General features: G+C 42.5%; 9 protein-coding genes. 6 read left to right on the top strand and 3 right to left on the bottom strand.

Annotated features, from left to right (window positions below):
- Positions 1-11: 11 nt before the first annotated feature.
- The 4 genes from GJB62_RS08165 to GJB62_RS36940 all read left to right on the top strand — a co-directional run bounded on the left by GJB62_RS08165 (position 12) and on the right by GJB62_RS36940 (position 4,326).
- On the top strand, positions 12-296 hold the full coding sequence (locus GJB62_RS08165) for an HU family DNA-binding protein (RefSeq protein WP_010998076.1): 285 nt from the start codon (positions 12-14) through the stop codon (positions 294-296).
- Between the two features lie 26 nt (positions 297-322).
- The gene (cobD, locus tag GJB62_RS08160; RefSeq protein WP_114085259.1) at positions 323-1,396 is read left to right on the top strand and encodes a threonine-phosphate decarboxylase CobD; all 1,074 of its coding nucleotides are present in this window, start codon (positions 323-325) and stop codon (positions 1,394-1,396) included.
- Between the two features lie 151 nt (positions 1,397-1,547).
- On the top strand, positions 1,548-3,002 hold the full coding sequence (locus tag GJB62_RS08155; RefSeq protein ID WP_114085258.1) for an NAD(P)/FAD-dependent oxidoreductase: 1,455 nt from the start codon (positions 1,548-1,550) through the stop codon (positions 3,000-3,002).
- A gap of 361 nt (positions 3,003-3,363) precedes the next feature.
- Entirely contained in the window at positions 3,364-4,326 is a 963-nt protein-coding gene (locus GJB62_RS36940; protein WP_209271447.1) for a transposase, read from the top strand.
- A gap of 574 nt (positions 4,327-4,900) precedes the next feature.
- Here GJB62_RS36940 and GJB62_RS08150 read toward each other — a convergent pair.
- Positions 4,901-5,620 (bottom strand): phosphatidate cytidylyltransferase, encoded by a 720-nt coding sequence (locus GJB62_RS08150; protein WP_114082537.1) that lies wholly within the window; start codon positions 5,618-5,620, stop codon positions 4,901-4,903.
- 185 nt (positions 5,621-5,805) lie between these two features.
- On the bottom strand, positions 5,806-7,581 hold the full coding sequence (locus GJB62_RS08145; protein ID WP_114082539.1) for a DUF3685 domain-containing protein: 1,776 nt from the start codon (positions 7,579-7,581) through the stop codon (positions 5,806-5,808).
- A gap of 145 nt (positions 7,582-7,726) precedes the next feature.
- Here GJB62_RS08145 and GJB62_RS08140 point away from each other — a divergent pair, with 145 nt between their 5' ends.
- Positions 7,727-10,735 (top strand): pentapeptide repeat-containing protein, encoded by a 3,009-nt coding sequence (locus GJB62_RS08140; RefSeq protein WP_114082540.1) that lies wholly within the window; start codon positions 7,727-7,729, stop codon positions 10,733-10,735.
- A 125-nt stretch (positions 10,736-10,860) separates the two neighbouring features.
- Here GJB62_RS08140 and GJB62_RS08135 read toward each other — a convergent pair whose 3' ends face one another.
- Positions 10,861-11,307: a Fur family transcriptional regulator gene (locus tag GJB62_RS08135; RefSeq protein WP_114082541.1), complete on the bottom strand. Its 447-nt coding sequence runs from the start codon at positions 11,305-11,307 to the stop codon at positions 10,861-10,863.
- A 685-nt stretch (positions 11,308-11,992) separates the two neighbouring features.
- On the opposite strand from GJB62_RS08135, the gene GJB62_RS08130 reads away from it, so the two are divergent.
- Positions 11,993-12,478, top strand: coding sequence for a CRR6 family NdhI maturation factor (locus GJB62_RS08130; RefSeq protein WP_114082542.1), 486 nt, complete (start codon positions 11,993-11,995; stop codon positions 12,476-12,478).
- Positions 12,479-12,622 lie beyond the last annotated feature (144 nt).

Raw genomic sequence — 12,622 nt, 5'->3', positions numbered from 1 at the left:
AGGAGTTTGACATGAACAAAGGTGAATTAGTTGATGCCGTAGCTGAAAAAGCTAGTGTTACCAAAAAACAAGCGGATGCAGTCTTAACTGCCGCTTTGGAAACGATTATTGAAGCGGTTTCCTCTGGTGATAAGGTGACATTGGTGGGATTTGGCTCATTTGAATCACGCGAACGTAAAGCCCGCGAAGGTCGCAACCCGAAAACAAATGAGAAAATGGAAATTCCCGCAACGAGAGTTCCTGCTTTCTCCGCAGGCAAACTGTTTAGAGAAAAGGTAGCACCCCCAAAAGCATAGGTTCTGTCTTCGGGAACCTTTTTTTAATGCGGCAACCTGCACACGGGGGGAATTTAGCCTGGGCAGCAGCACTGGCTGGCTGTCCCCCTGATGCTATTCTGGATTTTTCTGCTAGCATCAGCCCGTTGGGGCCTCCAAACAGCGCGATCGCTGCTATACTGTCCCAACTTGGTAATCTTAAGCACTATCCAGATCCAAACTATAGTGAACTGAGACTAGCTCTCAGTCACTTCCATCAACTGCCTCCTGAGTGGATTCTGCCGGGTAACGGCTCCGCAGAATTACTCACTTTAATAGGTAGGGAATTGGCTCAATTAGCCGCGACAACTTTAATCACTCCAGCCTTTGGTGACTATTACCGAACCTTGGCAGCGTATAACGCTAATGTGCTGGAGTGTCCTTTGTCATTAATCACTGGTCATTGGTCATTATTCATTGACAAAGGACAAAGGACAAATGACAAAGGATTATTGCTGAATAATCCCCACAACCCAACCGGAAAGATATTTTCACGGGACTCTATTTTGCCCTACCTGGAGCAATTTGCTTTGGTTGTGGTGGATGAAGCATTTATGGATTTTGTGCCGCCTAATGAGGAACAAAGCCTAATTCCGGTGGTGCAGGAATATCCGAATTTAGTAATATTGCGATCGCTAACCAAATTTTACAGTCTCCCAGGATTGCGATTAGGATATGCGATCGCCCACCCCGACTGCCTAGCTAAATGGCAGCAATGGCGTGACCCCTGGCCCGTAAACACTCTAGCGGCGGCAGCAGCAATTGCTGCTCTCCAGGATACAGAGTTTCAGCAGCAAACCTGGGCATGGCTACCACCTGCACGAAACCAACTCTTTCAGGGTTTGGCTGAAATACCGGGATTGCAACCCCAAGTAAGTGCTGCTAACTTTTTACTGGTTGAATCTCAAGAGTCTACTTCGCAGTTACAGCACCAATTACTCAAATATCACCAGATTTTAATCCGTGATTGCCTTAGTTTTAAAGAATTAGGCGATCGCTTTTTCCGGGTTGCTGTACGTGAAGAGTCTGATAACCAACGCTTACTAACAGCGCTAAACTCAGTGTTGAGTGTTGAGTGTTAAGTGGGGAGTAGGGAGTGGGGAGTGGGGAGTAAACAAGGTAATAGGTTACAGGTTACAGGGTACAGACTATTCCCTATCACTTATCACCTGTCACCTATCACCTGTCACCTCTCCCCTAATCCCATGCCCAATGACAAATGACAAATGACAAATGACAATTGACTACGATGTTGTAATTATTGGCGGCAGTCTTGCTGGATACTACGCTGCTCTTGCTGCAACCCAACTACGTGCTACGGTTGCCTTGGTGGAACCTAAAGTAGACTATGGGTTTACTCATCACCATGCTCTTACCGAAATCGGTAAACTGGCGCAGAAGTTGAATGATGCCGCTAGTTTTGGTATTCATGCCACAAAGACTGATATTTCAGAAGAATGCCACATATCTATGGCATGGCAAGAAGCGATGCTGTATGCTCAATGCGTCGCCGCAAATCTCAAAGAACAGCATTCTCCCGCCGTCCTAGCCGCGCTGGGGGTAGATGTCATTGTTGGTAGTGGTCAATTTCAATCTTCGCCCCAACTGGCTTTTGCCGTTAACAATCGCCTACTACACGCCCGTACTTATTTGCTAGCGAGTGGTTCGCGTCCAGAAATTCCAGAGATTGAGGGATTGCAAGGCACTGGCTATCTAACCCTTTCTAATATTTGGCAATCTTTACAGGGAGAGACATTACCCAAAAATTGGGTAATTATCGGTGGAACTCCTCAAAGCATTGAAATTGCTCAAACTTTAGCGCGATTTGGTTGCAGTGTGACGCTAGTAGTCAAGCATCCTTATGTTCTCTCCCATATTGACCATGAAATAGCCATATTGCTTCAGGCACAGTTGGAAGTCGAAGGTGTGCGCGTCCTTACTGATAAACCAGTAACTCAGGTGAGGCTAATTGAGGATAAAAAGTGGATTCAAGCAGGAGATAAAGCCATTGAAACTGATGAAATTTTAGTGGCGACTGGACAACAGCCGAATATTGAATCCCTAAATTTGGCAACGGTAGGCGTGAAATGGCATCAGCGTAGTTTAGTGGTAAATGATAAACTACAAACCACTAACCACCGCATTTACGCTTGTGGTGATGTAATTGGTGGTTACGACTTTGCCAATATCGCTAATTATGAAGCAAAAATTGCCCTAAAAAATGCACTCTTTTTCCCCAGATTACGAGTAAATTATCGCTCCATTCCTTGGGCAATGTTTTCTGTGCCGATGGTGGCGCAAGTGGGTTTGACAGAGGCACAGGCAAAACGTCTATTTAGTCGAGATGAAGTTTTAGTTTTGCGTCAATATTTTAAAACAGTGGCAGCAGCGCAACTTCGGGACGAAACCACTGGTATGTGTAAATTAATTGTGCTACGTAATGGCGAAATTTTGGGAGCTTCGATATTAGGGGCAGAAGCTGGAGAATTAATTAATTTGATTGCCTTAGCAATGTCCCAAAAAATTAAAGTCAAAGATTTAGCAAATCTATCTCCTGTCTATCCCAGTTTCTCAGAAATTCTGGAACAAGCTGCAAGAGAGTGGAGTAAGCAGAAGTTAAATAGAGATATTGCTTGGCAAGAGTTTTTAGAAGGTTTCTTCCATTTCCGCCGCAATTGGAATTTATAAATGGAAAGTGGCGCTGTCAAGGTGAGTTTTGTATTTATTACTAGCTCTGAACTCGGAAGCAAAAAATTGTAGGTTGGGTGGAGGCTTTGCGTAACCCAACATATATCAGAATGTTGGGTTGCGCTCCGCTTCACCCAACCTTGTATCTTAGAAATAGTAGTAGACCGTCCCAACCTTGGTCATAATAGACCGCTTCGTAGCATGGGTCACTACAACAATCTCTTTGACAGAACTCGAACAGTCGCCGGGGTCAAAGCTTTAAACGCTGATATTTAAAGTATACAGTCCGTATCGGGCAAGGATGAGTTAAATCAAGGGGATGAATTCAAAACAGGGTACAGAAATTAGTTGAGAGTGAAATATGGAAAATATTTCTCAATGGGTAGGCATTGATGTGAGTAAAGCAACTCTCGATGTTTATATCCGTCCAATGGGTAAAGCATTGAAAGTTGCTAATACAGAAGTAGAAATATCTCATCTAGTAGAACAACTCAAATCATTTGATTTAAATCTGATTGTGTTAGAAGCAACAGGAGGATTAGAAACAGAACTTATTATCCAATTGCAGGCAGCACTTTTACCAGTAGCATTAATTAATCCACGCCTTGGAAGAGATTTTGCGAAAGCCACAGGTCGGTTGGCAAAAACTGATGCTATTGATGCACAAATTTTGGCACACTTTGGGGAAGCAATGAAACCCCAGGTGTTAGCAATTGAATCTGAAACAGCGCGTCAACTGGGCGAATTAATTAGTCGCAGAAGACAGTTAGTCGAGATGCAGACTGCTGAGAAAAATCGTCGGGCGCGTGCCCGTGGTAAAGCATTAGCAGATATTGAGGCTCATATTGAATATCTTGAAGAGCGTCTCAAACAGCTCAATCAACAAATTCAGGAATTGACGCAAAATAATCAACAATGGATTGATAAAGTCAATTTACTCAAAACTACTCCTGGTATTGGTCAAGTTATTTCTACTACCCTCGTTTCTGACTTACCAGAACTCGGTCAATTAACTGCCAAACAAATCTCTCGTTTAGTTGGTGTTGCACCGATCAATCATGATAGTGGTCAACACAAAGGTAAGCGGATGATTAATGGTGGTCGTGCCCATGTTCGAGCGACTCTTTATATGGGTGCTGTGGTTGCTATGCGTCATAATCCCGTTATCAAAGCCTTTTATCAGCGCCTTGTCGAACGTGGTAAATCCAAAAAATTGGCCCTAACTGCTTGCGTTCATAAGATGTTAGTCATTTTAAATGCAATGGTTCGAGATAATTTGCCTTGGTGTCTAACTGACAACTTTAAACCAATTGTCAATGTTTAATCACAAGTCAACCTTTTTATACTTTGCTTGATGCCCAGAGCCAGCAATGTACGGCATCCGCATTGATGCTCCCCTATAACTGGGGTAAATTTTTCATGCTGTTTTTGCCTACACGAGAAATCCAGCAACCGAGGAAGATTCGGCGGCGAAGCGGAGTGTCTGGTGCGGGCTTTGACTATCTAGACTACAAGCCATAAGTCTTCTAGCCCGTACCAGACACCGCCGAATCTAGCGCAGCGTTCCTCTGTTGCGTCAATGCTCCAACCCACGTTTTTTTGTTAACGATCGCTTGACTTTTAAGACAGTCGCTACGTCTAGCTCTGAACTCGGAAGTTGAGCCTCTGAACACGAAAGTTGAGCCTCTGAACTCGGAAGTTGAGCCTCTGAACTCGGAAGTTGCACCTCTGAACTCGGAAGTTGAGCCTCTGAACACGGAAGTTGCACCTCTGAACGCGGAAGTTGCACCTCTGAACGCGGAAGTTGCACCTTTGAACGCGGAAGTTGCACTTTTGAACACGGAAGTTGCACCTTTGAACACGAAAGTTGCACCTTTGAACACGGAATTTTGAAAATTCTAAGAGAACAGGTGAAGATTTTGTTTTATTACCCACACCACGCCAGCCGTGACTAAAGGCACACTGAGGTTATCTGTGCCGTGGGGTGAGACTGCCTCTACTAGGGTGGCGAAAGTAGCAGCTACCACCGCTGTCAACAATGCTAACCCTAAAGTTAAAGGCGTTCCTAGAGGACTTAGTGATGAACCAGGTAGCAGCAACAGCACCAAGAAAATCACTACCGTACTCGCCACAAACATTGCTGCCGAACCTTCCCAGGAACGCACTGAATTTCCTACTTGGTATTTATGCTGCCCGAAGCGTCTACCGATTAATGCTGCTAGTGCATCACCCCAGGTCATCGCCATTATCCCAGCAACAGCGATCGCAACGCTATCTACTGGCCCGTCTGGTCGCCACAGTAGCCCGAAAAGCAATGTCACTGAGATAGCGAAATAAACTGTACCAGGTGAGCTATCCTGAGTATCCATTGCCCCAATGAATCGGTAGCGGTAGAACAGGTAGTTAAGCCCTATAAAGGTGGCAAAAGGTATAATTCCGATTTCCCAGCGATTAAACAATAGCAGGACACCGAAAACCCACATCCCTGCACCAATATGGATTACCTTGCGGGTCAAATCCGGCTTTACACCAAACAGCCTACGCAGTCCCTCGCCAATCACAAGCAAACTAATCGCGTAAATATAAGAAATTGCTAGTCCGATAAAGTCATTTGTCATTTGTCATTTGTCATTGGGTATTGGGCATGGGGCATTGGGCATTGGGAAGAGGACTTGGGGACAAGGAGAATTGGGGACAAGGGGAAAGACTTGTTTCAAGTTCTCACCTCTTGTCCCCTTGTCCCCTTATCCTCCTTGTCTCCCTCATCTCCCCCTGCTCCCTGCTCCCCTGCCCCCTTCCTTCTTCACTTAGTGCGATCGCTATTTCGTCTCAGATTCTTTTCTAGTAACGAAACGCTACCAATACCTTGAAGAATACCACGACCGATTAAACCTAAACCACGACCAATTATTTGGGTAAGGATGAAGACTATACCGCTACCTAAAAAAGATAATAGTGATTTTAAACGCGGTGTGATCGCATCACTAAATTCTAAAAGTAAAGTCACTATTAAAGGAATATTAGAAAGTTTTGCTAACTCCTGATTCCGAGGAGCATAAACTGAAGCTTTGGCAATACCACGAGGGGCAATAACAAATAGATCATAGCGACTTTCAAAAACTGCTTTCGGCTCCTCTATATAATTAATTAGACGATACTTCCACGATAAATCATTTCTAAAACGTTCAATTTCTCTGGTGGAAATAAATTCCCTGCAATATAAATTTTGCTTCATGATTTCCACATCTGCTAAAGAATTTAACAGTGGTTGCACAACTCCATTCGCTACCTGAATCAACAAGTTTTCTAAAATCATTAATGCTTGGGACTTTGCTTCAGTCCCTAATACAGGATATGACGTATTATCAATTCTCAATTCTGTTTGAAAAATTAAATAAGAATATAACTCAAAAACTAGCGGAATCTTGTTGAGAATATCTCTTTGCACAACTTCTATATTTTGCAGCAAAAAATTAACAATTCCTATATTTTGATTCCCTATTTTTATTTGAGAAAATTTTCCAAAAAAATCTGTAATTGCTACTTCCCATAAATCGCGCAATAATATATTTTTTACCTCATACAATTGATTTACATCAAGTTGAGAAGCACGCAATTCATCCAATTGTTCAGTCAATTTTTGCAGGATAAGATAAAGCAATTCCCGCTTTTTATCTTCACGAAAGATGTCAATTTCTAAAGGGATATCTGTGACATTTCGTAAAGGAAATTGAAGCTTGGTAATGCAAGATGCAAACAAGTTAAATTGTAGTGTTCCTATACTAAGTAAAGGTAAAACAGTTTGCCGTGGCTGAATGGCACTACTCAATGAAGGGGTAAGAGGTGGCTCATCAGCACCCGGAATATCTTCCTCTTGCCTTTCTTGTGATGAAACTAACAACCGATCTAGCAACCAACGAGCCGCTAGCAGTTCTCGCCTCTGTCCAGCTAAAACTGCCCGATCTAATACTGCTAATCCAGGAACTTGTAATTGTGCTGTGACTGCGGCTAGGGTAGCTTCAATGTAACCAATTCCTGACAAACGTAAATTATTTCGCTGTCTATAAAAAGGGAGTGGGGAGTTGGGAGAGACGCGATTAATCGCATCTCTAATAGGGAGTGAGGAGTGAGGAGTTGCGATCGCTTCCCTGTTTCGAAACCAATATTCACCACCATCTGCAACTTCTTGCATAGCAGCGACTAACTCAGGAAGTGGTGTACCCTTGGGGCAGTAGCCATTTACACCAATAGATTTCGCCGCTAATAGCAGTCCTTGTTCTTGCACAGAACTAAGAAGCAGAATTGGCAGGTTGGGATATAAGGCTTTGAGTTGCCGACAGAATTGTAAACCTAGCTGCTGGCTGGTGATGGAGCGACCATTACCGAATTCCAAAACGACCAAATTCACCTGTTTAGGGTCTTCTTGGGCAATTTCTGCTAAAATCTGCAAGGCAGTGGTATCACTTTCTACTACTCCTGTTACTTCCAGGTTAGGAATTGCTTCCAAAGCTACCCGTAATCCCAAACGAAAAATTGGGTCTTGGTCGAATAACAATAATTTTAAAGGGCGATCGCTCATAGTCTACTCAATTACACAAGCACTGTTTTTTACCAATCAGAAAACAGCTTTGATACAAAACTTTGTCTCCACCTATTGTTACCTGTTTTTGCAAACTGAATAAATCGATCATAATTGCCATAAGCAGCTGTCACTGTGTAATTAAATGAACTTGAGTATTCGGAACTGGTTAGCGGAACGCTATATCGCAATCAATCAAATCAGAGGATTTTCGGCGGGGCAATTGGCAGGTATTGCCTACCGAATTGTTCAGGATATGGAAGTCAAAAGCCTCATGCCTTTTGATATCTGTACCTTGGTTGAGGTTTTAGAACTGCCTTTAGGGATTGTTTGGGAAGAAATCAGTCTGATTTCGCAGTTAACACAAAACCTGTTGCGTAGCCTCAGCCAGAAAAAACCGTTAAAACGTAACGAGGGCACATGGCTAGCGTTCCAAATTGCCTATCTCCAGGCTTTGCAAGCAATTCTAGAGCAGGAAGCAAGCCTAAAAAGACCGTGGTTAGATCGGGCAAGTATACCAATCCAAGCACAAGTACTTAAAGAAGACGTTGGTAAACTCATCCTCCAAGATTCGCAATTGCAAGGATTGCTGAAAACTCTCAGCCCAGGTAAATTAACTGATACACAAGCGGAACAAGCACTGTCTCTGGTTGCAGATTCTTTACTAGTGCAACAAATAAATCATGCTGTCATCGCTTGGTTTGTTGCCAATGGTGCAGAAGAATATGAAGCTAAACTCTTAACACAGCGTTTAGTTCACTCACTTCCTGGTGACATACTCGTAGTGGTTACTGAAAATGCTGCCCCTTTAGCCCAACTGCAAAAGTTTTTCCGTTTAGGAATTTCATTAGCCCCCAGTTTTATCGCTCCAGAAGCTGGTGCTACAGTTGGTGAGAAAATTGACTTGCACCGAGAACATTACCGTGCAAGTTTGATTAAAAACCTCAGTATGCCTTTACTTATAGAATCCTTTACCCTCAAGGATATCTATGTGCCACAAAAAGGCTTACCAATAGAGGAAAGTATTTCTGATGTGGATAAAAAAGCTGTTAAGTCAGTTGATTTAAAAACATGGGCACAGCAACAGCTAGCTGATTTAGAAACGATCGCTGTCATTGAGTCGGAACCTGGTTTTGGAAAAACCAGTTTTTGCCAACTCTGGGCAGCAGAGATAGCGCAAGAAGTTTACCCTATTTGGATGCCTATAGTAATTAGGTTAAGGGATGTAAAATATGGCAAAACTTTAATCGAAACTCTAAATTCTGCTTTTGATGTTAATCTTTCAACCTGGTTAGAGCAAGAAAATATTCCTTGTCTGTTGCTACTGGATGGTTTGGATGAACTGCCCCCTTCTGCTTATGGTGTAAGGGCAAAAGCAATTTTTGTTCAGCAACTACTGAACTTCCAATCTCAACATAGACACAAAATTGTATTAACGAGCCGCTCAACAACATTACAGGAAATCGCCCCAGAGATCCCCCTATCATTGAAGCGAATTATCATTCAACCGTTGGATGTGGACGAATTCAAACAATGGTTTCAGCAGTGGGCAAAAGTACAATCGTTGGCGATCGCTCAAAATTTCTTTACATTCTTAAAACAGTCAGGCTTATTTGCCAGCCAATCAAGGTTTTCAGAATTATCTACCCTTGTTCGTCAACCCCTAATGTTGCATTTATTGGGGATTTTACACCGCGAAGGACTGCTAAATGATGAAGTATTACAACTAGCTGTTAATACCCCAAAGTCTTCTGTACTATGGGAAATTTATCACCGCTTAAGTCGATGGTTGTTGGGTTATCCGCTAACTGGTGGGATTAAAACGATGCTGCTGCGCTCAGGATCGGCTCATATCCACCGGACTCCAGAAGCGATCGCTAATTTACTTGCTAATCGTCATCCCCAAGATTTACTCGATCAAATGCAAGCGATCGCTCTGAAAATTTTACATTCACAACGTCATCAAATTAATTTGGCTGGTGAATTTAACACTCTACCAGGATTTTATTTTAAAATTCGGGACTTAGAAAGCCCAGAAAAAACTAGTTTAATTGAGTTTTCGCATATTAAGTTAGGAGAATTTCTTTGTGCTAAGGCTGTGACTGCTGAGTTGAAATTATTAACTCAGTGCCAAAATGAGGCTTATGGTTCTCTCACTTTTGTACTTGATTCTCCCAATAGCGTTGCCCAGCATATTTACAATTTACTAGGTTATGGAATATTGAGCCAGGAAATTGAAGAATTGGCGATCGCAATTTTACGCCGCGAACAAAAGCACAAGTTTTCTTTTGAAGTTTTATTTCAACGTCTTTTGTCTTTCTGGCGTGCTTACTGTCAAGGCTATTGGTTAGATGAAGGGATAGCCCATAAAGCTTGGACTCATTTCCACACACTACAAAACCCCGTGAATGTTGAGCAAGTCAATGCTGCGGTGGGATTGAATGTATTTTTATTGCTTTGTGCTTGTTACCGAGAAACCAAAATCCCTTTTTGGCCTTGTGGGAATCCGCTCAATTTAGCAGAATTCAATCCAGAGGCTTTAAGTGCGCTAATTGCGAGAACAAGCGTTCTCCACAAAAGTGCCTTTGCAACCCGAATCAAGTCTCTGGCTGGACTCAATTTATCGGGAGCCTCTTTGTTGCAAGTAATGTTAACTGGGGTAAATCTTGAGCAGACAAACTTATCCAATGCGGAGTTAATTGGAACTAATTTGGCTGGAGCCAATTTGCAACAGGCTAATCTGACAGGTGCAAACCTTCAACAAGCTAACCTTACAGACGTAAACCTCGAACAGGCAAACTTGACAGGTGCAAATCTTCAACAAGCTAACCTTACCGGAGCAAATCTTAATTCGGCCGATCTCACCAAAGCTTGCTTCTTTGATGCCATCCTTACTGAGGCTGGCAAAAAATTAGCTGCTGATAATGGTGCTTTTTTCTCTAAAGAGTCGTTTCAAAGACTGAAAAATTTGCGCTCATCGCAACAACCCTTCTTAAACACCGTCCAAATTACGCCAAACACAGATAAAAATTGGAATAAACCCCCTGTGAGCGGGCTAATTGAAAGCTCCGAAGGCACAATTTTACCCGTAGGTTTCTACGATGATGATGTCGATGATGAAACAGTTTTTGGCGATAACTCTATTGAGGAATAGGGAATTGGGCATTGGGAAGAGGACAAGGGGACAAGGAGAATTGGGGACAAGGGGAAAGACTTGTTTCAAGTTCTCACCTCTTGTCCCCTTGTCCCCTGCTCTCTGCTCCCCTGCTCCCCTGCTCCCTACCCTTCTTCAGGGTTACGGTAGCCAACAAAGTTAATACTGTAGTCAGTAATTCGCACTCCTGTTTCTTCTTCAATTTTGCGGAGCAAATCTTCTGGTAGTTCCACATGAACATCAAGAATTTGATTTGTATCGACACAGTTAATATGACTGTGAGAGTCACTTATATTGCCATATAAACGCCCATCACAGCGCTCAATACATTCAATAATGCCTTGACTGGATAATGCTTCTAAATTTTGATAAACAGAGGTATGGCCGATCTCTTTACCTTCTTGGTTCAAGCGATCGTAAATCTCTCTAGCAGAAAGATGTTCATTTGCTTGCCAAAGTAATTCCAGAATAAAACGACGCTGACGACTGACGCGCATACCCAAGATTTGACACCTATCTAGCGCATCTTCTAGAGAACGAATTGGTTTTGTTGAAATTGTTTGTTTTTGCATATTACAGCTTGTTAACTGTTAAGGGAATTTTCCCACTTCAATTTTTATTGTTTATTTAATATATGCAATAATATTGCACACCATTGTTCTACCTGTACTTGTGTTTTGGCTTGTGATGCTTCGGAAGTAACAGGTGGCGATAAATAACGATCTATTTTTTGCTTGCTGATGGCTACTTTGTCAGACCTTAATCTAAAACAAACTCATTACAACTTTAACTTAAAATTGCTGGAAATGTCCACTTTGCGGCAGGTGTTGCCTAGAGACAAGAGGCAATAGGCAAGAAGGCAAGAGGCAATAGGTAAGAAGGCTTTTTGAGTTGTACGGAGTTTAGGGACTTCCAAATAAAAAAATATGCCAAAACTGACGCAAAAACCCTCTGTATTTCCCCTCTCTCTGTGTTCTCTGTGCCTCTGTGGTTCGATAATTTATTTCTTGGAAATCCCTTATTCAAAAATCAAATATGAGTCCTAAAGCTGATCTATGCTGAAACGTAGAGTTTTTTAAAAGATATATTTATGTAGGTTGAGTGGAGTGAAACGCAACCCAACACTTGTATAGGTTGACCAAAATCATTAGCAAAAAAGTATTAGTAAATACCAATTAATTTCTCAAGGTCAATGTAGCGTCAATCCCTGAAAGCTGCTACTGTAGATTGTCGATCCTAAAGTTGAGCAAAAAGAAAGTGGCTGCTGAGTCAAAGACAATTGCGATCGCACTCAATAATGACTTCATTAATAATCTGGATCTGTCACCTGCCTCAACGGTGATTGAACAAATGCTGCAAGATGGGGCCGCATCCCATGAACAGCAACTACGCTTTGATATCAATTACGATCTTGAACCTGGCGATCCACGGGAACTCTCAGAAATTCCAGAAATAAGGCTGTGGTTTGTGCGCCTAGATGCCAAATACCCCTGGTTAGCATTTTTACTAGATTGGAAAGCTGGAGAATTTGCTCGTTATGCCGCCATGCTAGTACCACACCAGTTCAGTTCCCAAGACGGCATTCAGTACAATCCTGAAGCCTTAGAAATATTTTTGATGCACAAAATCTTTGTTTTAGGTGATTGGCTCAAACAGCAGGATATCCCTAGCCTCTCGCGGTTAAAGTCTATGGCTCAAATGCTGGGTTATGAATTAGATGATGCTTTTTTTGAGATATTTTAACAAGAATTCAGGAGTCAGGAGCCAGAATTCAGAACAGGGTTAAGCGACTGGTGGATAGCGTAGCGTCTCATAGAGAACGTGTTGATTCTGACTTCTGTTAGCGGTAGCGGGGCGTTTAGCCCATTCTGACTTCTGTATTCTTCT

It is taken from the genome of Nostoc sp. ATCC 53789 (assembly GCF_009873495.1).
GTDB lineage: Bacteria > Cyanobacteriota > Cyanobacteriia > Cyanobacteriales > Nostocaceae > Nostoc > Nostoc muscorum_A.
This window is presented reverse-complemented; position numbering and strand designations above follow the sequence as displayed.